At 54.6% G+C, this 21,870-nt stretch carries 20 protein-coding genes; 8 read left to right on the forward strand and 12 right to left on the reverse strand.

From position 1 onward, the window contains the following. The first annotated feature begins 11 nt into the window (after window positions 1-11). From AAAH10_RS10685 to AAAH10_RS10700, 4 genes are all read left to right on the forward strand, one after another. Window positions 12-1,598 carry an ABC transporter substrate-binding protein gene (locus AAAH10_RS10685; protein WP_343563349.1) on the forward strand — a complete coding sequence of 529 codons (1,587 nt, stop codon included), beginning with the start codon at window positions 12-14 and terminating at the stop codon, window positions 1,596-1,598. 150 nt (window positions 1,599-1,748) lie between these two features. Beyond that, window positions 1,749-2,291, forward strand: a complete 543-nt coding sequence (locus AAAH10_RS10690) for a carboxymuconolactone decarboxylase family protein (RefSeq protein WP_343563351.1) — start codon at window positions 1,749-1,751, stop codon at window positions 2,289-2,291. A gap of 232 nt (window positions 2,292-2,523) precedes the next feature. Then, window positions 2,524-4,695 (forward strand): malate synthase G, encoded by a 2,172-nt coding sequence (locus AAAH10_RS10695; RefSeq protein ID WP_343563353.1) that lies wholly within the window; start codon window positions 2,524-2,526, stop codon window positions 4,693-4,695. A 109-nt stretch (window positions 4,696-4,804) separates the two neighbouring features. Beyond that, complete coding sequence (locus AAAH10_RS10700; protein ID WP_343563355.1) at window positions 4,805-5,620, forward strand: IclR family transcriptional regulator; 816 nt, start codon at window positions 4,805-4,807, stop codon at window positions 5,618-5,620. A gap of 55 nt (window positions 5,621-5,675) precedes the next feature. On the opposite strand, the gene AAAH10_RS10705 is transcribed toward AAAH10_RS10700, so the two are convergent. Next, on the reverse strand, window positions 5,676-6,161 hold the full coding sequence (locus AAAH10_RS10705; protein ID WP_343563357.1) for a YHS domain-containing (seleno)protein: 486 nt from the start codon (window positions 6,159-6,161) through the stop codon (window positions 5,676-5,678). Between the two features lie 142 nt (window positions 6,162-6,303). Then, on the reverse strand, window positions 6,304-6,681 hold the full coding sequence (locus AAAH10_RS10710) for a hypothetical protein (RefSeq protein ID WP_343563359.1): 378 nt from the start codon (window positions 6,679-6,681) through the stop codon (window positions 6,304-6,306). A 194-nt stretch (window positions 6,682-6,875) separates the two neighbouring features. Here AAAH10_RS10710 and AAAH10_RS10715 point away from each other — a divergent pair, with 194 nt between their 5' ends. Next, window positions 6,876-7,811: an AraC family transcriptional regulator gene (locus AAAH10_RS10715; protein ID WP_343563361.1), complete on the forward strand. Its 936-nt coding sequence runs from the start codon at window positions 6,876-6,878 to the stop codon at window positions 7,809-7,811. Between the two features lie 36 nt (window positions 7,812-7,847). Here AAAH10_RS10715 and AAAH10_RS10720 read toward each other — a convergent pair whose 3' ends face one another. The 7 genes from AAAH10_RS10720 to speA form a co-directional block, all read right to left on the reverse strand. Next, a complete protein-coding gene (locus AAAH10_RS10720; protein ID WP_343563363.1) occupies window positions 7,848-9,338 on the reverse strand; it encodes a sensor histidine kinase in 1,491 nt (496 codons plus the stop codon). Then, on the reverse strand, window positions 9,322-10,005 hold the full coding sequence (locus AAAH10_RS10725; protein ID WP_343563365.1) for a winged helix-turn-helix domain-containing protein: 684 nt from the start codon (window positions 10,003-10,005) through the stop codon (window positions 9,322-9,324). The genes AAAH10_RS10720 and AAAH10_RS10725 overlap by 17 nt, the downstream gene beginning before the upstream one ends. Window positions 10,006-10,152: 147 nt before the next feature. Continuing rightward, window positions 10,153-10,524, reverse strand: a complete 372-nt coding sequence (locus tag AAAH10_RS10730; RefSeq protein WP_343563367.1) for a hypothetical protein — start codon at window positions 10,522-10,524, stop codon at window positions 10,153-10,155. A 151-nt stretch (window positions 10,525-10,675) separates the two neighbouring features. Further along, a complete protein-coding gene (gene speB, locus AAAH10_RS10735; protein ID WP_343563369.1) occupies window positions 10,676-11,533 on the reverse strand; it encodes an agmatinase in 858 nt (285 codons plus the stop codon). A gap of 11 nt (window positions 11,534-11,544) precedes the next feature. Further along, on the reverse strand, window positions 11,545-12,720 hold the full coding sequence (gene nspC, locus AAAH10_RS10740) for a carboxynorspermidine decarboxylase (protein ID WP_343563371.1): 1,176 nt from the start codon (window positions 12,718-12,720) through the stop codon (window positions 11,545-11,547). 21 nt (window positions 12,721-12,741) lie between these two features. After that, complete coding sequence (locus AAAH10_RS10745; RefSeq protein WP_343563373.1) at window positions 12,742-13,947, reverse strand: saccharopine dehydrogenase family protein; 1,206 nt, start codon at window positions 13,945-13,947, stop codon at window positions 12,742-12,744. Between the two features lie 39 nt (window positions 13,948-13,986). After that, entirely contained in the window at window positions 13,987-15,876 is a 1,890-nt protein-coding gene (gene speA, locus AAAH10_RS10750; RefSeq protein WP_343563375.1) for a biosynthetic arginine decarboxylase, read from the reverse strand. 367 nt (window positions 15,877-16,243) lie between these two features. Between speA and AAAH10_RS10755 the strand changes: the two genes are divergently transcribed. After that, entirely contained in the window at window positions 16,244-16,750 is a 507-nt protein-coding gene (locus AAAH10_RS10755; RefSeq protein ID WP_343563377.1) for a hypothetical protein, read from the forward strand. Between the two features lie 11 nt (window positions 16,751-16,761). Here AAAH10_RS10755 and AAAH10_RS10760 read toward each other — a convergent pair whose 3' ends face one another. Both AAAH10_RS10760 and AAAH10_RS10765 read right to left on the reverse strand, forming a co-directional pair. Further along, complete coding sequence (locus tag AAAH10_RS10760; protein ID WP_343563379.1) at window positions 16,762-18,714, reverse strand: cation:proton antiporter domain-containing protein; 1,953 nt, start codon at window positions 18,712-18,714, stop codon at window positions 16,762-16,764. Further along, the gene (locus tag AAAH10_RS10765) at window positions 18,711-19,325 is read right to left on the reverse strand and encodes an NAD(P)H-dependent oxidoreductase (protein WP_343563381.1); all 615 of its coding nucleotides are present in this window, start codon (window positions 19,323-19,325) and stop codon (window positions 18,711-18,713) included. Before AAAH10_RS10765 ends, AAAH10_RS10760 begins: the two co-directional genes overlap by 4 nt. A gap of 220 nt (window positions 19,326-19,545) precedes the next feature. Here AAAH10_RS10765 and AAAH10_RS10770 point away from each other — a divergent pair, with 220 nt between their 5' ends. Together AAAH10_RS10770 and AAAH10_RS10775 are read left to right on the forward strand one after the other, a co-directional pair. Beyond that, window positions 19,546-19,932, forward strand: a complete 387-nt coding sequence (locus AAAH10_RS10770) for a response regulator (RefSeq protein WP_343563383.1) — start codon at window positions 19,546-19,548, stop codon at window positions 19,930-19,932. Between the two features lie 13 nt (window positions 19,933-19,945). After that, window positions 19,946-20,299 (forward strand): Hpt domain-containing protein, encoded by a 354-nt coding sequence (locus tag AAAH10_RS10775; RefSeq protein ID WP_343563385.1) that lies wholly within the window; start codon window positions 19,946-19,948, stop codon window positions 20,297-20,299. Between the two features lie 33 nt (window positions 20,300-20,332). Here AAAH10_RS10775 and AAAH10_RS10780 read toward each other — a convergent pair whose 3' ends face one another. Beyond that, window positions 20,333-21,775 carry a sigma-54-dependent transcriptional regulator gene (locus AAAH10_RS10780; RefSeq protein WP_343563387.1) on the reverse strand — a complete coding sequence of 481 codons (1,443 nt, stop codon included), beginning with the start codon at window positions 21,773-21,775 and terminating at the stop codon, window positions 20,333-20,335. Window positions 21,776-21,870 lie beyond the last annotated feature (95 nt).

Below are 21,870 nucleotides of genomic sequence, written 5' to 3' on the forward strand. Positions count from 1 at the left end.
GAGTCTAATCAATGAACAAAGAGCTGAATTATTTGGCTGGATTGGCTGGTCGTGGCCATATGGATCGTCGTGCCTTTTTCGGGCGTGCGGCGGCTCTCGGCGCAAGTACAGTTTTGACAACCAGCTTGTTTAACAATGCTGTTCTGGCTGCGGGACCGCGCAAGGGCGGAACCATGAAACTGGGTGTTTCCGGTGGCCAGACCAGTGACAGCCTTGATCCGGCACTGGCTGCCAACAACGTCGCCTTTTCCGTGCTGCGTCTCTACGGTGATGCGCTTGTGGATGTGACGGCCGATGGCTCGCTGGACTATCGTCTGGTGACAGATATCAAGCCTTCCAGCGATGCGACTGTCTGGACCTTCACTATCCGCAACGATGTGTCGTTCCACAATGGCGCAAAGATGACACCGGAAGATGTCGCCGCAACACTGAAACGTCACCTGAATCCGGATGCCAAGTCAGGCGCCTTCGGTGTTCTTCAATCCATCAGCGGAGTTGAGGTAAGCGGTGGTGATGTTGTTGTCACCTGTAAGGAACCGAACGCCGATTTGCCGTTCATCCTGTCCGACTATCACCTTGTGATTCAGCCGGGTGGCGGTGTTGATGCTCCGGATGCGGGTATCGGTACGGGCCCATACAAGGTGACACGTTCAGAGCATGGTGTTCAGTACAACTTTGAAAAGTTTGCCGACTATTATGATGATACCCGTGCTCACGTTGATGCGATCGAATTGACTGTTGTGAACGATGAAACCGCGCGTGTTTCCGCGCTTCAATCCGGTCAGGTTCACATTGTGAACGGCATTCCGCCAAAGGTTGCAGGCCTGATGGAACGCGTCCCGACAGTCGATGTTCACTCCATCGGTGGTCGCGGTTTCTACTGCATGAACATGTTCACCAACACGGCGCCGTTTGACAACAATGATCTGCGTCTTGCGCTCAAGTACGCTCTGGATCGTGAGCAGATGGTTGAACAGATTCTCTATGGTCACGGGACTCTGGGGAACGATACGCCGATCAATGCGGCCTATCCGTTCTTCTCTTCGGATATTCCGCAACGTGCGTTCGACCCTGAAAAGGCAGCCGAGCACTACAAGAAATCCGGCCACAGTGGCCCGATTGTTCTGCGGACTGCAGAGACAGCCTTCCCGGGCGCGATTGATGCCGCCCAGCTGTTCCAGAACTCTGCTGCGAAATGCGGCATCACCATCGAGATCAAGCGTGAGCCGAATGACGGTTACTGGTCTGAAGTCTGGAACAAGCAGCCATTCCACATGTCCTACTGGGGTGGTCGTCCGACACAGGACAGCATGTTCTCGACGGCTTACTATTCAACAGCAGAGTGGAATGACACCCGTTTCAACAATGCCGAGTTTGACAAGAAGCTTCTGACTGCGCGTGGTGAGACGGATCAGGCCAAGCGCAAGGGGCTTTATCACGATATGGGCATGCTCCTGCGTGATGAAGGCGGCCTGATTGTGCCCATGTTCAACAACTGGCTGGAAGGTTCCAGCAAGGATGTTGCGGGTTGGGTTGACGATCCGAACCAGGTCCTTTCCAACGGCTATGCGGCTGTTAAAACCTGGCTTATCTCGTAACGTTCCGGAAATCCCTGAAAAGCCCCGCAGTTTTGCGGGGTTTTTTGCTGTTCTGGGGGATCACTTCGTGGTGAGCAGAACCTTTTGATCTTTGCCCGTCCGGGTAAATTGTGGATTGATAGGCGAAAATCTGAACGGGAGCAGGAACAGATGCAGCGTATAGAGAACGTCACAGTGGAAACGGCCAGCCGGGAACAGAAACAGGTTCTGGAGAAGGTCAAACGCCAGTGGGGACGGCGGTTGAACATTTCGGATGCCATGGCGCACAATCCGAAAGTGCTGGACGGTTTCCTGTCCTTCTGGGCGGCACTGGACAGCTGCGGCCTGTCTGTCGAGGATCGCGAGGTGATCTGTATGGATATGGCTGTGCAAAACGGCTGCCACTACTGTGTGCCGGCTCATCTGAATATGGCCGAGCAGCGTGGTGTCGACATGGATATGATCAGAACAGTTGCATCCGGACAGAAACTCGAAGGTGACAGCCGGGCTGCAAAGCTTCAGGCCCTGACGCGGCGTCTTGTCGAAACAGGTGGGCAACTCGGTGACGCAGAGCTGTCCCGTGCGCGTGAAGACGGGTTTGATGACGAGCAACTGGTTGCGATTGTTGCAGAGATTGCGCATTGCCACTTTACCAACAGCTTTAACCGGCTGGCTCAGACAGAACCTGACGCACATTTTCCCCGATGGCCCTGAAGCCTTCAGTCGAAAGGAAAGCGATTCCTGTTCTTTCTCTGAAAGGATCAGGAATCGTTTTCGAAGAAAATATTATTTTAAAACAATGTGTTGCATTCATTATTCCATAATGCGGAATTTAATTTCATTTTTTTGAAAACTCTGCTAGTCTGACAATTGGAACAGTAGATCTCCAAACGAGACTGATCGGGTCTGAAGATCAGCCAGTGACAGATATGAATGAGGTTTCAAAATGACAGCACGCGTTTCAAAGGGTGGCTTGCAGATCGCAGCGCCATTGCACGATTTGATCGAAAATCAGGTTCTTGCCGGTACAGCCGTCAGGCCCGGGGATTTCTGGGCGGGTCTGGAAAAGGCTGTTGCAGAGCTGGGACCACGGACAAAGGACCTGCTGGCCAGACGCGATGAACTCCAGATCAAGCTGGATCAGTGGCATCGTGAAAATGACGTCAGAACCAATCCTGAAGGATACAGGGCCTTTCTGAAGGAAATCGGTTATCTGGTCGAAGAGGGCGAAGCCTTTTCCATCGGTACGGAAAACGTGGACGAGGAAATTGCTTCCATTGCGGGTGCGCAGTTGGTTGTCCCTGTGATGAACGCGCGCTTTGCCCTCAATGCTGCCAATGCCCGCTGGGGCAGCCTCTATGACGCGCTCTATGGCACCAATGCGATCTCCGGGGAAGGAGAGCTGGCAAAGGGGACCGGTTACAATGAAAAGCGCGGGGAAGCGGTGATCCGTCGTGCCGCTGAATTTCTTGATGAGGCCGCTCCCCTGCTTGCCGGCAGGCACGGTGATGTGACGGCTTATACGATTGACAGCTCGTCCGGTCCTGCAACCCTTTCCATGACCCTCGGTTCCGGCGAGACAACGTCCCTCAGGGATGCAGCACAGTTTGTCGGTTTCTCTGTCGATGGAGAGCGGCAGTCCATTCTGCTGAAAAACAACGGGCTGCACGTTGAAGTCCAGATCGACCGCGATCACCCGATCGGAAAGTCCTCCGCTGCAGGTGTGAAGGATATTGTGCTGGAATCAGCACTCAGCACCATCCAGGATTGCGAGGACTCTGTTGCGGCCGTCGATGCCGAGGACAAGTGCGTGGTCTACAGCAACTGGCTCGGCCTGATGAAAGGGGATTTGAGCGAGAGCTTCGAAAAGGGTGGCAGGCAGGTGACCCGGACCCTGAACGGGGATCGTCACTTCACAGCCCTGGACGGGCAGTCCCTGACACTCCACGGGCGCAGCCTGTTGCTGGTTCGCAATGTCGGGCACCTGATGACCACCGATGCCATCCTGGATGCAGGGGGCAATGAAATTCCCGAAGGCCTGATGGATGGTTTCGTGACAGCAGCCTGTGCCCTGCACGATTTCCAGCGCAAGGGCAACAGCCGCACGGGCAGTGTCTATATCGTGAAGCCGAAGATGCATGGGCCGGAAGAAGTGGCTCTGACCAATGATCTCTTTAACAGGGTTGAGGACACTCTTGGACTGCCTCGTCATACGGTCAAGGTCGGTGTGATGGATGAGGAGCGCCGGACAACGGTGAACCTCAAGGAATGTATCCGTCAGGTCCGGGATCGTATTGTTTTCATCAACACCGGTTTTCTGGACCGGACGGGTGACGAGATCCACACCTCGATGGAAGCGGGGGCCTTCAAGCGCAAGAACGATATCAAGGGAGAACGCTGGATTGCGGCCTATGAAGACTGGAACGTTGATGTCGGGCTGGAGGTCGGGTTTCAGGGCAAGGCCCAGATCGGCAAGGGAATGTGGGCTGTTCCGGATGACATGGCGACTATGATTGACACCAAGATCGGGCATCCGAAAGCCGGTGCAAACTGCGCTTGGGTTCCTTCCCCTACGGCTGCGACCCTGCATGCCATGCACTATCATCAGGTCGATGTCTTTGCGGTTCAGGATCAGTTGAAATCACGTGGTCGCGCCAGTCTGGATGATATCCTGACCCTTTCCCTGCTGGACAATCAGCGCCCTGATGCCGCCGCCATTCGCTCTGAACTGGAGAACAATGCCCAGGGGCTGCTGGGTTATGTTGTGCGCTGGGTGGAGCAGGGTGTGGGCTGTTCCAAGGTTCCGGACATCAACAATGTTGGCCTGATGGAAGATCGGGCAACGCTGCGCATTTCCAGTCAGCATCTGGCCAACTGGCTCAGGCACGGCCTGTGCAGTGAGCAAGAGGTTATGGACGTGCTCAAACGGATGGCCAGTGTTGTGGATCAACAGAATGCCGGGGATCCCTCCTATCGCCCCATGTCTGATGATTTTGAAAGGTCTGTTGCCTTTCAGGCGTCCTGTGATCTGGTCTTCAGGGGCTGTGAACAACCAAGCGGTTACACAGAGCCTGTCCTGCACGCCCGTCGCCGTGAAGCAAAGGCAAAGTATGCCTAGGACTATCGCACAGAGGTGAGGAAAGGGCGGCAGAAGGCAAGACAGTCTGCCGCCCTTTTCATTTTATGAAAGAACCGCTATTGCTTTGGGATCAGGAACGGGGGACAGAATGACGACAACTGCAAAGAGAGGCCGCAAGGCAGGCCGTCCGGCTTCGGGGAATGCTGCATCAGGCTCTGTCCAGTCCCTGACACGCGCTCTGTCCCTGCTGGAGCAACTGAGCTTTTCGGACAACGGTCTGAATCTCGGTGAGGTTTCCACAGCGGTTGAACTGGCTCCTTCGACCACACACCGCCTGCTCAGTACCATGCTGCAGATGGGGTTTGTGGAATACGATGAACAGCTTGGGCTCTGGTCTGTTGGTGTGAACAGCTTCACGGTTGGAAATGCCTACCTGAAGAAACGCAGCTTTGCGACCCAGGCGCGTCCCCTGATGAAAGACCTGATGAATGCAAGCGGGGAAACCTGCAATCTTGCCGTTCTTGAAGGAGGTCAGGTTGTCTTTATAGCCCAGATTGAATCGCGTGACACCATGCGCATGGTGGTCAATCTCGGAAGCCGGGGGCCGCTTCATGCGACGGCAGTTGGCAAGGCCCTGCTTTCAGCTTTGCCCGAAAGGGAAGCCCGGGGGATTGTTGAAGGACTTGAACTGACAGGGCTGACAGACAGGAGCCTGACATCGCGGGAAGCTCTTTTGCAGGAGCTGGACAGCGTTCGCCAAAAGGGGTTTGCCGTTGATGATGAAGAACAGAAAATCGGTCTGACCTGTCTGGCTGCCAATATCTACGACGAGCATCACGAGGCTGTCGCGGCCATTTCGATTTCAGGACCGTCTGTGAGGGTTACACCTCAGCGTCTGGACGAACTGGGTCGGATGGTGATGGAGACGGCCGACAGGATCACAGCTGTGATTGGCGGGACATAGAAAAAGGCGGGTGAGGATCCCGCCTTTTCCATGATGTCCAGGAGAGCGTGGACGATTACAGCTCGGATGCTGCAGTCGAACGGATCTTCTTCCAGTTGTCTGCAGCCTTTTTGATGGTGCCGTCAACATCCTGCTGGAAAGCACGGAAGATCTCCTCGTTCAGGAAGAGGTAAAGCTTGTCGTCGACAACGGCAGCAAACTGCGGATCACCATCAAACTTCTTGCCGACAGAAACACCGTAGGTGCAAAAACCGCCGTTCTCCGGCAGGTAGGCTGCAGGGTTGGCTTCGAAAGCCTTCTTGGTGTCTTCGGATGCAAAGTAATAGGCCACGCCGTCATGTGTGGCTGTGTGCTTTGCAGTCCCGTCGATACGGTTGCCCAGATCGACAAAGGCAACCGGATCAACACCGTGCAGACCCAGCGGAGCACCGGCTGCTGTCAGGCCGCTGGATGTGTTGTACTCATCCGCGGCAAAGGCTGCAGGTGTCAGGGCCATCAGGCCGGTAACAGCAAGTGCGGAAAGGGTCAGTGTGCGTTTCATTGTTTGTTTCCTCCGTTATGGGTTGTGTCAGGGAAGTGACCTGACACCTCTATCGTTGGTTCTTTCTTCCGTTCAATCCATGCCCGAAAGTTCAGTCTTGTTTGCAGATCATCCGGAAAAAGAGAAAAAGGCGAACGTATGATCAGGAGTGGGCTGCGCTGATTGCAGAAACTTCGGGCTTGTGCAGGCCAACGACAAAGAGAACCGCGCCACCGTTGAGCCAGTAGTACCAGGCATCAAGGCCGCTGAAGCCAAAGATGAAAGGCACAAGGGCGAAGACCAGGCCGACGCTCAGGTCCACGGCGAGATGCAGGCGATAGGGCAGGACGCGGATCAGGCCGAGATGGTGATCTGTGAAAATGGTCAGCAACAGGGCTGCGCAGCCTGTAATGGTGGAAACCCAGAAAGCCAGCGGATGGGAGCTGCCCAGATTGAGCAGGGTGGGAAGCCCCATAAGAGCCAGGGCAACAGGGTAGTCGAGATAGGCGTGCAGGTTTTTGGTTACAAAGCGGATATCCATTGTTCGCTTTCCTTTTTTCTGAAGGGTGTCTGTACCGCAAAAGATCGTAGTCTTCTTTGACTGGCTGAAAGTCTTGCGCGTCTGCCTGCGATTGATCCATGCGCAAAAGGCCGGAGTTTTTGATCGATCGTCCGGAGTGCTTGCGAAAACCGTTTTTTCGGTATCTTCTGGTGTCATGAACAAGGAGGCCGGTCATGGCAGATGATGCGCTCAGTCAAATTCTCAACATTCTGAAACTGCGCGGTGCGATCTATTTCCACACGCACTTCAGTCCACCCTGGGGTGTCCAGGTGCCTGCTTTCCGGAATGTGGCGCGCTTTCATATGGCCATGCGCGGCGAGTGCTGGCTCAAGGTGGAGGGCGTTGAGGAACCGGTTCATCTGTCTACCGGCGATCTGATTGTGATCCCGCACGGCGCGGCACATGTGCTGAGTGACGAGCGCGACCGAGAGGCCATTATGGTCGATGATGTGGTCCATCGGGCGGGCTATACCGGGCAGGGAGCCCTGACCTACGGAGGGGATCAGGACGGAGGCGTCTGCAAGCTCTTTTGCGGGCACTTCGAGTTTGAGGAAGGTGTGATGCATCCCCTGCTGAATGATCTGCCCCGTTACATCCATATTCCGAACACCCAGACCATGAACGCCTACTGGCTTGAATCCGTCATGCGGTTTGTCTCGGCAGAGGTGATGTCGGACGCTGCGGGGGCCGAGGCCATTGTGCATCGCCTGACAGAAATCATCTTTATCCAGGTCATCCGCGCCTTTGTTGAAAAGAACGGGGATCAGGCCGGGACGCTGGCGGCTCTGCTCAATCCGAAATTCAGTCGCTGTCTGGCCAGGGTTCATCAGGCCCCGGAAAGCAACTGGACTGTTGAGACCATGGCGGCAGAAGCCGGAATGTCCCGCACTGTCTTTGCCGAGAAGTTCACAGCCCTGATCGGGATGACGCCACTGTCCTATGTCACGCACTGGCGCATGCAGCTGGCCCGCCGGGATCTTCTGGAGAGTGACCTGCCTCTGATCGACATTGCCGAACAGGTCGGCTACGCCTCGGAGGCTGCCTTTAACAGGGCCTTCAAACGGCACTTTGAGATGACACCGGGCGAAATGCGACGGGTCAGGCACTAGAGTTTCCGCCGGGACAGTCTTTTCGGGGAAGCTCTGTCAGTTGAAGTTTTTGTATGATGACTGGTTCTGGTTAAAGCGCGCTCTGACAAAAAGCCCCTGTCCCCCGTTTTCCTCGTTGTCAGAGAGAACGAGTTCTGCGCCATGCAGTTCTGCAATTGTCCTGATCAGGGAAAGCCCGAGACCTGATCCTTCTGTTGTCCTGCTTTTTTCAAGCCTGTAGAGAGGCTGGACAACCTTGTCGCGCTCTTCTGCCGGAATGCCGGGGCCTGTGTCGCGCAGGCCGAGTTCTGAGCGGCTTGCGACAAGTGTGAGTTCACTTCCCTGGGGAGTGTGACGCAGGCCGTTTTCAATCATGTTTGCCAGCATCTGGATCAGCAGGATGCGGTCCCCCTCAATTGCGGGGGACGGGCTTTTTTCCAGTTTAAGGGAGCGCTTGCTGTCTTCGACAACAGGTTCGTAGATACAGAAAATTTCCTGTGCAATTTCATCGAGTTGCAGCGGAGTGAAACTGGCTTTGGTGGTGCCTGCTTCCAGCTTTGCAATACGGAGGAAGGCATCGAAGATGGCAATGATCCTGTCAGCCTGTTCAAGGGCCAGCCCGATGTCCCCGGATCCGGTGTCTTCTGCTGTCAGTCTGGTCATTGTTTTTTCCAGACGGATCCGCAGGTGTGTCAGCGGGGTTTTCAGGTCATGTGCGATATTGGCCGAGAAGTTTCTGGCCTGATGCAGAAGAATTTCCAGTCTGGCTGTGGTGTCGTCGATGCTTTGGGCCAGCCTGTCCAGATCATCTCCTCCTGCTGCCCTGTTCAGGCGGGCGGTCATGTCTCCGCCTGCAACTCTCTGGAGGACGGAGGAAATGGCATTGATCCGCTTTTGTGTCCGAAGCCCCAGAAACAGGCCCAGAGCCATGGAAATCCCGACAGTGGACAGGCCTGTTACAAGGAGCGTCTGGAGCAGGATTTCCGTGAAAAGTTCCTGACGGCCCATATTTGTGCCAATCACCAGGCGGCCTTCGTCGGTTGATCTGACAAGATACATCCAGTCGTCATCATGCAGTTTGAAACCGGGACCCCGGGGATGGTGGTGTGGTTTGCCTTTTTCTCCGTCCTCATCATCGTCATCGTCATCGTCTTCGTACTCCTTGTGCCGCCGGGACCATCTGGAGAAGAGTTGCCGACCATGAAAACGCTCGGTTTCATGCGTGATTCTGTCTCCCCTGAAAAAGCCGTTGCGCTTGAAAAGGGAATTGAGAGGATGATCCGGAGACTGGAGGAAGAAGACCTGGGCGGTGCCGGTATCGGGATAGGCGCTTTGCTGAAATCCGTTAATGTCGATTTCCTCGGAAATAACCGCAAAACGGAGGTTCAACTCACTGCGGATCCGCTCTTCAAACTCTTCCTGAAACTCCTGATGCGCAAAAAAGGAGGCGAGCAGAAGAACACCGGCAAAGGCAAGGGTGAGCAACAGGGCCTGCCGCAGTGCCGAGAGCTTGTAGAAGGGGACGCGTGTGTCAGGATTTTTCTTCAAAGATATAACCCGTGCCTCGGATGGTTTTGATGACAGTGTCCCCGAAGGGCTTTTCTATTTTGGAACGCAGGCGGCTGACATGGGTTTCAACAACACTGGTTGTCGGATCAAAGTTCATGTCCCAGACCTTTTCCAGAAGCATGTTGCGGGTGAGAACCCTGCCCCTTGCACGAATAAAGCTCTCAAGAAGTCTGAACTCCTTTGGGTTCAGCTCTATCTTCTGTCCCTGCCTGATGCAGCTGTGCCTGAGAAGATCAAGGGTGATGTCGCCTGCAACCAGGGCTGTCGGCTCTGTTTCCATTGTCTGGACATTGCGTCGTCCCAGCGCGATGACACGGGCTTCCAGCTCGGAAAAGGCGAAGGGTTTGGAAAGATAGTCGTCTCCTCCGGCATGCAGACCTTCAACGCGGGAATCGACATCGGACAGGGCTGTCAGAAAAAGCGCCGGTGTTGTGTTCTTTGCTGCCCGAAGTGATTTCAGAACCGTCAGGCCATCCAGTTCCGGTGTCATGCGATCAAGGATCAGAACGTCGTAGCTGTAGCTGTTGGCCGCAACCAGTGCATCGCGACCGTTTTCGAGCCAGTCGACGACATGCCCGCTTTGGGACAGGCCGTCTGAAATCCAGGTTCCTATTTCCTTGTCATCTTCAAGCAGGAGTATCTTCATTTGCAAAGCCTTGAAGGAGTGAGTGCTGTTCAAAGGGGTGTGACGGGGGCAGGCCTGATCCATATTGCAGCCTGTTTGCCATAACAGACAACAGGAACCTTTCCCGGGAAGGATCAGGCCTGAAGAGCCCTGGCCTGTCAGAAGCTCCTATCCTGCTGATGAAGGTTCTGCTGCAGAGTTTCCGGACAGTGATCCGTCATGGTCATGGCGGTGGTCATCGTCGTCATCATCATGATCATGATGATCGTCGTGTCCGTGGTCATGGCCGTGTTTGTGTTTCTTGTGTTTTCTGCCTTTGCGGCACCGTTTCCTGTCTTCGTTGTCAGAGAGGTAACCGTACCATTCCTGGAACTTCCCGAAAAGCTGCTGATCCTCATCGCTCAGGCTTTCCGGATCGAATGCTGCGGCCTTTTCCTCAGGGGTGTTCGTTGCTGCTGTTTCGGCAACCTGGGCGACAGCGATACTGCCGCTCAGTATTGCAATGGCAGAGGTAATGAGCAGGATTTTCTGTTTTTTCATGGGTGTGTTCCTCTTGGTCACAATGTGTGTTGATAAGAGGAAGATAGGCACCCAACTTCATCACAAGCTGTCGAAGACCTTACAGTTTTGTAAGCTTGGTTCTTTTTTGTCCGGGCGCTGCAGAAAAGGAACGTCTGCCTGCCTGGAATCCCTACCGGGATTTGAGTGCAGCGGCCATCATGCGATAGGTAATCTGCGCGGCTGTGAAATCCCAGGCGCTGTTGCCATCAGGGGCCAGTTCAACAATGTCCATGCCCACGCATCGGCGTCCGACAAGAGCATGTTCCACCAGATGCAGAGCCTGATAATAGCTCAGGCCACCCGGAACAGGAGTGCCCGTTGCAGGCATCTGTGACGGGTCCAGACCATCGACATCAAAGGAGATATAGATCAACTCCGGAAAATCGACAGGAAGATCCACAGCATGCATGTTCCCGGAAACGAGGTCCTCGGCATCCTCGAAGAACACGCCGAATTTCTCGCGTGACCGGGATTCCTGCTCACAGAGGGCACGGACACCGAACTGGGCCAGCTTAATGCCTTCTTCAGCCAGCAGGTTCATGACCGAGGCGTGAGAGTGCGGGTTGCCCTGATAGGCAATGCGCAGATCGGCGTGTGCATCAATCTGGACGATGCCGACAGGCTTGTTCAGTGCACGGGCCACCCCCATCACAGCACCGTAGGACAGCGAGTGTTCGCCCCCCAGGGTTACCGGCAGCTTTCCTGCCTTTACGGCGGTTTCTGTGCGCTGTGCCAGACGCTCCATGACTTCGGGAAGTGGTCCCTCGCAATCCAGAGCATCCTGGGTGAAAATGCCTTTTTCGCATGGGAAGCTGTCTGCGCAAAGGCGTTCCAGCTCGTTGCTGGCCTCAATGATGGCTTCCGGTCCTTTTGCTGTTCCGGAGCCATAGGAAACAGTCCGCTCAAGCGGCACAGGGATAACCGTGAAGAAAGCCTTTTCTTCCAGGCGCTCTTCTGCAGAGAGTTCGCTGTCCAGGAAAATGCTCATTGTTCTTGTTCCTATGAAAGACGGTTCAGGAAGTCTTCGTATCCGAATTCGCGAACCATTTTGAGGTCGTCTGTTCTGCTGTCCCACAGTGCGATTGCAGGGAGGGGAACCCCATTAAAGGTGTTGGTTTTCACCATTGAATAGTGCCCCTGATCCAGAAAGACAATGCGATCACCGACTCTGAGAGGCTCAGCCAGGGCATAGTCGCCGATGACATCTCCGGCCAGACAGGAGGGGCCACCAAAGCGATAGAGGTGTCCTTCTTCGACTTCCTGCATCATTTGCGGGCGATAGGGCGCTTCGATCACATCCGGCATATGGCAGGTTGCGGAAATATCCGTGATGGCGAGATCCATTCCGTTGCGGGGAAGGTCGAGGACTTCCCCGATCAGAATGCCTGCATCCAGTGCAACAGCTTCCCCCGGCTCCAGATAGACATCCAGTCCGGTTTCCTCGCGGATGTCCCTGATAAAGGCAATCAGGGCTTCACGGTCATAGTCGGACCGCGTGATGTGGTGTCCACCGCCAAAATTCAGCCATTTCAACTGCCCGAAGTAGGGAGCCAGCTTCTCCTTTACAGAGTCCCAGGTGCGCTTGAGTGGCTCGAATTCCTGTTCACAGAGCGTGTGCATATGGAGGCCCTCGAGACCTTCCATGATATCGGCTGTGAGCTGTGAAACCGGGAACCCCAGGCGGGAGCAAGGAGCGCAGGGGTCGTACTTTGCAACCTCGCCTTCCGAGTGTTCGGGGTTGATGCGAAGACCTGCATGGATTGAGCGGGGATGGGCTTTCAACTGCCCGATGAAGCGCTCTTTCTGGCTCGGGGAATTGAAGATCACGTGATCGGAAAGTTCCAGAATGGCTTCCATGTCACTGTCTTTGTAACCGGCACAGAAGGTTGTAACTTCACCGCCGTAATGGCTGTGTCCCAGTTTGGCTTCATAGAGACCCGAAGCACAGGTGCCGTGCAGATAGTCCCGAACCAGCGGGGCCAGTTCAAAAAAGGAAAAGGCCTTCAGTGCAGCCAGAATGCGTGCACCCGAGCGATCGCTGACATCCTTCAGGATGGAGAGATTGCGTTCAACTGCCGCCTTGTCCACAACAAAACAGGGGGAGGGGACGCGTCCGGGATCAAAATCCCGGAACGCGCCCGCATCACCTGCCTGGGTCTTCATCATCTCTGTCATGAGACTGTCCGATCCCCGAAATCAGAATTCGACAGGTCCATCCAGCTCGGTCACCTGCCAGGGCAGACCGTGCTCGTTCAGCATGTCCATGAAAGCATCCGGATCAAGCTGTTCCATGTTCCAGACACCCGGCTCGTTCCAGATGCCTTTCTTGACCATGGCTGCACCGATCATTGCCGGAACTGCCGTGGTGTAGCTGACAGCCTGACTGCCGACTTCCCTGTAGCATTCCTCGTGATCGCAGATGTTGTAGATGTAATAGGTTTTCTCCACGCCGTCCTTTGAACCGGTGATGATGTCACCGATACAGGTCTTGCCCTTGGTCACCTCGCCCAGATCACCCGGATCAGGCAGGACGGTTTTCAGGAACTGGAGCGGGATGATTTCCTTGCCTTCGTGCATGACAGGTTCGATGGAGGTCATGCCAACGTTTTGCAGGACAGTGACGTGATTGATGTAGGCATCGCCGAAGGTCATCCAGAAGCGGGCGCGCTCGATTTCCGGGAAGTGGGTTTTCATGCTTTCCAGTTCCTCATGGTACATGAGGTACATGTTTTTCTCGCCAACGCCGGGGAAGTCGAATGCGACTTTCTCGGTCATGGCCGGAGTGACAACCCAGTCACCGTTTTCCCAGTGGCGTGCATCTGCTGTGACTTCACGGATGTTGATTTCCGGGTTGAAGTTGGTCGCAAAGGCCTTGCCGTTGTCACCGCCGTTACAGTCGAGAACATCAACCTGGCGGATGCTGTCGAGTTTGTGCTTGCGGATCCATGTTGCGAAAACGGAGGTGACCCCCGGATCGAAACCGGAGCCGAGAATGGCTGTCAGGCCTGCTTCCCTGAAGCGGTCCTGATAGGCCCATTGCCAGTGGTATTCGAACTTGGCGTTGTCTTCCGGCTCGTAGTTGGCTGTATCCAGATAGTTGATCCCGGCTTCAAGACAGGCGTCCATCAGTTTCAGATCCTGATAGGGCAGCGCCAGATTGACCAGCAGGTCTGCACCGCTTTCCCTGATCAGGGCGACTGTCGCGGCCACATCCATGGCGTCAACTTCTGCTGTCTTGATGCTTACGCCTGTCTTTTCCAGAACGCTTTTGGCAATGGCGTCACATTTGAACTTGCGACGGGATGCCAGTGTGATTTCCCCAAAAATGTCAGCGTTCATCGCCATTTTGTGAAGAGCTGCGTGGGAAACGCCGCCTGCACCGATAACAAGTGTCTTGCTCATTGTCTTCTCCCTTGGTTGGAGGTGAAGGTATTTCCGTGATTATTCGTAATAGGTGTAACCGTTGATGCTGTCGCGATAGGCAGACATCAGTTCCCGACGATCCCTGGCCTTGATCTTTCCTGTTGAAATCGCACCGTCGACCATCTTGCGGAAGGCATCAACACAGTCGCGTGGATCAAATTCGACGTAGCTCATCACCTGCGAAATGGTGTCGCCCTCGACTTCCTGCAGCAGATCGAAGCCGCCATCCGGCAGCAGGTCGATCGTTGCAACGTTGGTGTCGCCAAACAGGTTGTGCAGATCGCCCAGCGTTTCCTGATAGGCTCCGACGAAGAAGACGCCCATATAATAGGTTTCGTCTTCTGACAGGCTGTGAACAGGCAGCGACGGGTGAACACCGTCTTCCAGAATAAAGCTGTCGATCTTGCCATCGGAATCACAAGTGATGTCGGACAGGATGGCTCTGCGGTCTGTCGGTTCGTTCAGCTTTTGCAGGGGAACGACAGGGTGGAGCTGATCAATGGCCCAGACATCCGGCAGTGACTGGAAAAGCGAGAAATTGCAGTGATAGATATCGGCGAGACGCTCAAGATGGGCATCAACCTCCGATGGGTTCTCGGCAATCCGTGCTGTTTCCTTGAAGCGCGCCGTCAGATGCAGGTAGATCCGTTCCGCGCGCGCCATCTGTCTCAGGTCGATGTAGCCGCGACGGAACAGGGCGCGAAGCTCGTTCCGGTAATAGGTCGCATCGTTGATACATTCCTGGAGACGGGTGTGATTGAGGTAACCTCCAACAGCTGCGAGATCGGACACGAGGTGATGATCACCCTCTTCAACACCCGGGGAATCGCCTGCATCAAACAGGGTGGCTTCCAGGACATCGAAGATCAGCATGGAGGAGGTTGCAGAAACAGCGCGGCCTGATTCCGTTACCAGTGTCGGATGCTTCAGGCCGGCTTCGTCCATGGCATAGGCCACAGTTTCCACAACGTTGGTGCAATATTCCTCGACGGAGTAGTTCACCGAGTTCTCAGAGGCTTTCTTTTCCCCGGTGTAGTCAACACCCAGACCGCCGCCGAGGTCGAGGTGAGTGAGGGGGGCACCCTCACGGCTCATCTCTGCAAAGTAGCGACAGGCTTCCGAGACAGAACGGCGGACATCATTGACATCCGGAACCTGCGAACCGAGATGGGAGTGCTGAAGCTTCAGGCAGTGTAGCAGGTCAACCTCGCGCAGGCGGTCAATGACAGCGACCAGCTGATCGGTGTTCATGCCGAAGGTGGAACGGTCACCGGAGCTTTCAGACCAGTTGCCCGTGATTTCGTTTGTCAGTTTGACCCGGACCCCCAGCAGAGGTTCGTCGCCCAGTTCCTCGACAACCTCGATAACGGTATCCAGTTCGCGCGGGCTTTCCAGAACGATAATGGTGTTGAAACCAAGCTTGCGCGACAGGATGGCAAGACGGACAAATTCCTTGTCCTTCACACCGTTACAGACGATCAGCGCGTCCTTTTCCAGCGCGTGTGCCAGGGCAATGACAAGCTCCGGTTTCGACCCGGCTTCCAGACCAAAGGAGTAGGGACGGCCGTATTCGATGATGCGGTCGACAACCTGGGCCTGCTGGTTGACCTTGATCGGGAAGACACCCCGATAGAGGCCCTTGTAGCCCGTGTTGGCGATTGCGGCTTGGAAGCTCTCGTTGATCCGGACAATCTCGTGTTTCAGAAAGGAACCGACGCGCAGCAGAAGGGGAGAGTGAATACCCCTTTGTTGCAGGTCCTTGACGATGTCGGGAAGACTGACCTTGGGTGCATCCGGGTGGAGAGGATTGCTCAGGGCAACATCTCCGTTGGGAAGGACGGAAACCAGTCCCTTGCCCCAGCGGTCAAGGCCATAGATTTTATGGGGGAGGTCTTGAGAATCGTTCAACAAACTCTCCTTTTCCCTCTGGTCGGCAAAATGCCAGGACTGACCGGGAAATCACGTGGATAAAAGAAAAGGCGATTTGTCGTCCACCGGGCATAATGCCTGTGGTGCGAAGCAGCCTTATCAGGCCAATTGGCACATCATGTCAAGCAACATTCTCATGATCAGATGATAATCATTTGCAAATAAAGCGGAAAAGGGATTAGGGGATTGTCTTTTTTAGGCTTTTCTGTCGGGTGATACAGACTTTGGAAGGCCTGGTTGGCGTTTGTTTTTCAGGGCAGCTTGCCTATGCAATTCAATTTTTGCTGTTTTTGCACTATGATTTGTGTGTTTGGGTGAGATTGTGACGGACAGGACAGGATTGCGAATGGAGGAAAACTCTCGGAAACTGAAGTTTTTTTCAGATTTTTATGCCAGGGCAGCAACGCCGGAAGGCTGGATTTGCAAAAGCGATATTCAGCTGGAAGTTTTTGCTTCGGTTGCGGCCAATATGATTCTGTTGAAACGCGAGCGGGATGACTGGGTTTTCACGCTTATCGGTACAGGGATTGTTGAGGAATACCGGCGTGACTTTACAGGCTTTTCCGTTCAGGAGATTCCGCACGATGAATGCAGAACCCTGTACAGGGAGACGATAGAGAAAACCTCCACGCATGTGCGCCCCTTTGAAATCAGGGGAGATTTCTGCTGTGCAGATGGCAACTTCATCAAGGCCAGCGAAATTTCTGTTCCTCTTTCCGAGGACGGACAGTCTGTGACCCATGTTCTGATTCTCTGTGTGCTCGATCGAAGTGACAAGACCATGAAGCTCTATGACGATGAAAAGCGTCACGACAGCTTCAGCTATTCCATTGAACCCTTGCCGCTGGCTTAGCCAGAGACCGGTTACTGGTCGCTGTCCGTCGTCGTATTGCCGCCGCTCAGCTGTTCCCTTGTCTTGCGCATGTCTGCCTCGCTTGGCGGAGCCCAGCTCCGATCGACACGGTTCAGGTAGATTGCCTTGCCTTCGATAAAGCTGTCGTCTTCCTCTTTTCTGAGTTCCCGCGCCTTTTCAACATAGGGCTTGTTGAGGTGAAACGGGATGTCCGGATCATAGAGAGGGGCCATCTCCGCGATGTTGTGGCGGTCGGCAATGACGAAATCCTCGGCCATTTTTTGCGCTGTATAGGGGTGCATTCCCATGGCTTCCAGTGCATAGCGGCCAGCCCGGACGCCACTGTCGAAGGTTTCCCTGACAATATCCCGACATCCGGCTGCGTAGAGCTCATAGACGTGCGTGCGATCCAGTGCGCGGGCAACCATGTGGATATGCGGATGGTTCTGGTGCACGTAATGAACCAGCTCGACAGCCTGGCGGCGGTCATCGATGGCAATGATCAGGGCCTTTGCCGTTTCAATTCCTGCGGCATGGAGCAGTTCCGGGCGCGTTGGGTCTCCGAAGAAGGCCTTGAAGCCGAAGGTTCGGAGCATCTCGAGGTGACGTGACGAGTTGTCCAGCACCACGGTTTCGTGTCCGGCGCGGCGGAGGATGCGGTTGACAATGCCACCAAAACGGCCATGACCGGCGATAATGATGGGGCCGGAGCTGTCGATCTCGTCCGGCTCCCGCCTTTCCCCCTTCTGGAAACGGGGCAGGATGAAGCGCTCGTTTGCGATAAAGAGCAGTGGTGTCAGAAGCATGGAAAGGGCGACAACCAGCAGGAGCTGATCAGCGAGATCCTTTGGGATAACAGCATTGGCGACTGTAAAGGACAGCAGGACAAAACCGAATTCCCCGGCCTGGGCCAGTCCCAGCGAGAAGAGCCATCTGTCGAGTGTGTCAATTTTGAAGATCAGGGCCAGGGCGTAGAGAATCCCGACCTTGATCACGATCAGCCCGAAAGTCATCCCCAGAATGGAGAAGAAGGAGCCAAACAGCAGCTCGAAGTTGATTCCGGCCCCGACTGTGATGAAAAAGAGTCCGAGCAGAAGTCCCTTGAAGGGCGCGAGATTGCTCTCAAGCTCGTGTCTGTATTCGCTGTTGGCCAGCACGACCCCTGCAAGGAAGGTCCCCAGAGCCGGAGACAGGCCGACAAAGGTCATGAGCAGGGCAATACCGATGATCATCATCAGGGCGGTTGCCACAAACAGCTCACGCATTCTGGCTTGTGACACAAAGTGAAAGAAGGGGCGGGTCAGAAAGTTGCCCGCGCCGATGACGGCGGCGATGGCTCCGGCAGTGATGGTGGCTCGCAGCCATCCGGGAAGGGTCTCGAACCAGCGTTTGGCTGTATCGGTTTCGTGACCTGTCTCCTCTGCAAGGTTCTGAAAGGGGTCGACCAGTTCAGGCAGGGCGAGGAGCGGCAGAAGGGCCAGCATCGGGATGACGGCGATATCCTGAAAGAGCAGGACGGAAAAGCTGCTTTGCCCGCCGTCGCTTTTCATCAGGCCCTTTTCGTTCAGTGTCTGCAGGACAATGGCTGTGGAGGAGAGCGCCAGGGTGAGGCCAACGGCCAGAGAGATGCTCCAGGGGTGTCCCAGTGCCATGGCTGCAGCCATAACCACAGCTGTGGTCAGACCGACCTGCAGGCCGCCAAGCCCCAGAAGCCTGAGCTTCATTTTCCAGAGGATTTGGGGCTCAAGCTCCAGACCGACAAGAAAAAGCATCATGACAACACCGAACTCGGCGAAGTGCTGCAGGCTGAGAACATCGACGTGCAGGGCCTGAAGAACGGGGGCAATGACGACGCCGGCGAGCAGGAAACCGAGAACGGACCCCAGTCCGAGGCGGGACGCAAGAGGGACGGCGATCACACCGGAAATCAGTAAAACGAACGAGAGAACAAGCAGGTCGGTCATGCGTTTACTCCTCTGACAAGCGGGATGTCATCACAGAGTATCAGATCGCGTTTCGCGGCCTCTTCAAAGTCATAGAGTTCATCATGCAGGGCGTTGAGCAGGATGCGGTAGCCCTTGATGTGAGCGTTCGCATCGCTTTGCTGGTAGGTCCCCAGAGAGTCAAAGAGGACATAGGGGGAGAGGAAATTCATCTGGCAGACTTCTGCTGTCTTGCGAAGCGGCAACAGAAAGTCGGTAAGCTCCGCCCCCTGATAGCCTGAACCGGAATAGGCCTCCTGGGGGCTTCCGGCAGTCAGGGCCAGCAGAAGGGATTTGCCCGCGAGCTTGTCACCGCCTTCGCCATAGGCAAAGCCGGGTTCGAGAACCAGATCAAGCCACTCCTTGACCATGGCCGGTGTCGAGTACCAGAACAGAGGAAACTGGAAGACGATAATGTCGTGTTCCATCAGACGCTGCTGTTCCTGGTCGATATCGACCATCAGACGGGGGTAATAGGCGTAGAGATCAATGAATGTGATGCCTTCTATTGCTGCTGCTTCTTTCGCCATGGCTTTGTTGACGCGGGAATGACGTTGGCCGGGATGGGCATAGTTTACAAGCAGGCGGGGCATCTATTCCTCAAAGTTATGATTGTCCGGTGACGGGATACAACTGGCCTTGCGGTTAGGGCTGCTGAAACACCGTGTTCATGAAATTATAGTCTCAGAAAGGTTCTCATTTTGCTAATAACTTGGTGAGAAAATTATTATTTGTTTTTTATCAAATGCTTATTGGGTGAAAAAAGTGGTCTGATCCTTGCTAGTATCCGGTTGAACAGTAAGGAGAATAAAAATGGTTGGTATCAAAAGCATACTGGTTGTTGATGATGATCCTGTCATTGGGCAGATGGTTGCCCGGGCTCTGGAGAGTTTGAAAGGCATTGAAACCTGCTACTACAAGGAGCCGGACATGGCTCTGCTGGCCCTGCGCGCCCTGCGCCCTGATCTCATTCTTCTCGACTGGATGATGCCGCAAATGGATGGTCTGGAGTTTATTCGCAGAATGAAGCTGATGAATTTCAACCCTCCCATTCCGGTTTTCATGTTAACCGGAAAGCGGAAAGGCTATCATTTTGAAGAGGCGTGTGATGCAGGTGTCGACGGCTATTTGACAAAACCCGTCGATCTGAATTTTATCAAGAAGCGCGTGGAAGACTATCTGTGCAGCTACAGCAACTAGGAGCTTGAAATCCATGAATGATTACACTGCTGTTGATCACAGGGTCCTCGATAACCTGATCTCTGCAATCGGTGCTGAGGCAGCCGCTGACTTTGCCCTGAGATTTGTTCAGGATTGCAGGGACAGGGTTCACAGGATCCAGCAGGCTTATGAAGCCGGTCATGTGGATGAGGTGATACACGAAACCCATACTCTGGGGTCCTCTGCGGCAACCTATGGATTGCGTTCGCTTGAGGTGCTGTGCAGAAAGATTGAAAATGCCGACCCGCCAAGCTGGACAGAACAGGAGATTTCCCTGCTGGTCAATGAAGCGAGGGAAGGGCGTGCACAGTTGCTGGCCTGCCTTGATCTGGAGGCTCCCGGTTAACAGCTCCGCAGTGAGCAGAACGGCCCGGTTTGCTCAAAGATTCCACTGGGCTTTCTTGCGGTAGATGGTGGCGGCGCTGAGCCCCAGGTAATGTGCCACGGCAGGAATACTGCCATCACAGACCCTGATGGCGTTTTCAATGGCCATTCGCTCAAGGTTTTCCATGGAGGTCAGGGTTTCCGGAGTATCCCCCAGAGCGAGAGTGTTCTGTGCTGTTACCGGGCCGGAAGGCCCCGGCGAAGCGTGATGGGAACCGGCAGGAGGAGCAAAGGACTGAACGGGTCTTCTGCTGACAAGGCGGTTGCTGTCAAAGTCGTTCAGGGGCGCGGGCAGAATTTTGCGGGTGACTTCCTCGGCGTCGTTCAGGACGACGATGTTTCTGACGACATTCTGGAGCTGTCGCACGTTTCCGGGCCAGTCATAACTCATCAGAATGGACTGGGTTTCATTGTCGAAGTTTTTGAAACTTTTGTTTTCTTCCCTGACATCGTTTTTCAGGAAATGTTCTGCGATCCGGATGATATCCTCGCCGCGTTCTCTCAGGGCGGGCATGTGGATCGGCAGAACGTGCAGGCGGTAGTAGAGGTCTTCCCTGAACCGGCCGGCCTGAACTTCTCCCAGCGGGTCCCTGTTGGTTGCACAGATGATCCGGACATCCACGGAGATTTCCTTGTTCCCGCCGACCTTTGTAAACTTGCGGCTTTGAACGAAGCGAAGAAGCTTTGTCTGGAGATCCAGATCCATTTCGCCAATTTCATCAAGAAAGAGCGTGCCTCCGTTGGCCTGCGCCGCTGCGCCTTCCCGATCTGTATTGGCTCCGGTAAAGGCGCCTTTGACATGACCGAAAATTTCGGACTCCATCAGGTCTCTCGGGATGGCTCCACAGTTCAGGGCGCAAAAGGGCCTGTTGCTGCGGTCGCTTTTCTGGTGGATGGCTTCGGCACAGACTTCCTTGCCTGTCCCGCTCTCCCCCGTGATGAAAACGGTTGCCGTGCTTGAAGCCGCAGAATCAATGATGCGATAGACTTCCTGCATGGGCAGGGAAGAGCCGATGAACCCGCAGTAGTCATTGCGATCGATTTTCGATTTATAGGTTTGAACAACCTGCTGTAATTCCTGTTTTTCCAGGGCATTTCGCAGGGTGATGACCAGTCTTTCCTTGCTGGCCGGCTTGACCATGAAATCACTGGCTCCGAATTTCATGGCATCAATGGCCGTGTTCATGGATCCCTGACCGGTGATGACAATGACAGAGCTGCCATAGCCCTTTGCCTTGATGGTCTGCAGGATGTCAAAGCCGTTCATGTCGGGCAGTTTCAGGTCCAGAAGGACAGCGTCATAGACTCTTTTCTCGAGTTCTGAAAAGGCGGAGGCTCCGTCATGACATTTTGTGATCTGGTACTTTTCCTCGGACAGGTATGTCTCGAAGAGGTCGGCCATAATCATATCGTCTTCAACAATGAGAATGTTGTGCATGTGAGCCCAAGCCTTGAAATTGATGGTTCTCCTGGAACGCCTATTCCAGTAGTTTAAAAAGAAGCTGGTTAATAAACTCTTTCTCAAAATGAGAA

This window comes from Carbonatibacter coralli (assembly GCF_039592655.1).
In the GTDB taxonomy this organism is placed as follows: Bacteria; Pseudomonadota; Alphaproteobacteria; order Kiloniellales; family Kiloniellaceae; genus Carbonatibacter; species Carbonatibacter coralli.

Excerpts from the sequence above, each read along its gene's own strand:
- AAAH10_RS10685 (WP_343563349.1), top strand. The coding sequence starts at position 12 with ATGAACAAAGAGCTGAATTATTTGGCTGGATTGGCTGGTCGTGGCCAT.
- AAAH10_RS10690 (WP_343563351.1), top strand. The coding sequence starts at position 1,749 with ATGCAGCGTATAGAGAACGTCACAGTGGAAACGGCCAGCCGGGAACAG.
- AAAH10_RS10695 (WP_343563353.1), top strand. The coding sequence starts at position 2,524 with ATGACAGCACGCGTTTCAAAGGGTGGCTTGCAGATCGCAGCGCCATTG.
- AAAH10_RS10700 (WP_343563355.1), top strand. The coding sequence starts at position 4,805 with ATGACGACAACTGCAAAGAGAGGCCGCAAGGCAGGCCGTCCGGCTTCG.
- AAAH10_RS10705 (WP_343563357.1), bottom strand. The coding sequence starts at position 6,161 with ATGAAACGCACACTGACCCTTTCCGCACTTGCTGTTACCGGCCTGATG.
- AAAH10_RS10710 (WP_343563359.1), bottom strand. The coding sequence starts at position 6,681 with ATGGATATCCGCTTTGTAACCAAAAACCTGCACGCCTATCTCGACTAC.
- AAAH10_RS10715 (WP_343563361.1), top strand. The coding sequence starts at position 6,876 with ATGGCAGATGATGCGCTCAGTCAAATTCTCAACATTCTGAAACTGCGC.
- AAAH10_RS10725 (WP_343563365.1), bottom strand. The coding sequence starts at position 10,005 with ATGAAGATACTCCTGCTTGAAGATGACAAGGAAATAGGAACCTGGATT.
- AAAH10_RS10730 (WP_343563367.1), bottom strand. The coding sequence starts at position 10,524 with ATGAAAAAACAGAAAATCCTGCTCATTACCTCTGCCATTGCAATACTG.
- speB (WP_343563369.1), bottom strand. The coding sequence starts at position 11,533 with ATGAGCATTTTCCTGGACAGCGAACTCTCTGCAGAAGAGCGCCTGGAA.
- nspC (WP_343563371.1), bottom strand. The coding sequence starts at position 12,720 with ATGACAGAGATGATGAAGACCCAGGCAGGTGATGCGGGCGCGTTCCGG.
- AAAH10_RS10745 (WP_343563373.1), bottom strand. The coding sequence starts at position 13,947 with ATGAGCAAGACACTTGTTATCGGTGCAGGCGGCGTTTCCCACGCAGCT.
- AAAH10_RS10755 (WP_343563377.1), top strand. The coding sequence starts at position 16,244 with ATGGAGGAAAACTCTCGGAAACTGAAGTTTTTTTCAGATTTTTATGCC.
- AAAH10_RS10760 (WP_343563379.1), bottom strand. The coding sequence starts at position 18,714 with ATGACCGACCTGCTTGTTCTCTCGTTCGTTTTACTGATTTCCGGTGTG.
- AAAH10_RS10765 (WP_343563381.1), bottom strand. The coding sequence starts at position 19,325 with ATGCCCCGCCTGCTTGTAAACTATGCCCATCCCGGCCAACGTCATTCC.
- AAAH10_RS10770 (WP_343563383.1), top strand. The coding sequence starts at position 19,546 with ATGGTTGGTATCAAAAGCATACTGGTTGTTGATGATGATCCTGTCATT.
- AAAH10_RS10775 (WP_343563385.1), top strand. The coding sequence starts at position 19,946 with ATGAATGATTACACTGCTGTTGATCACAGGGTCCTCGATAACCTGATC.
- AAAH10_RS10780 (WP_343563387.1), bottom strand. The coding sequence starts at position 21,775 with ATGCACAACATTCTCATTGTTGAAGACGATATGATTATGGCCGACCTC.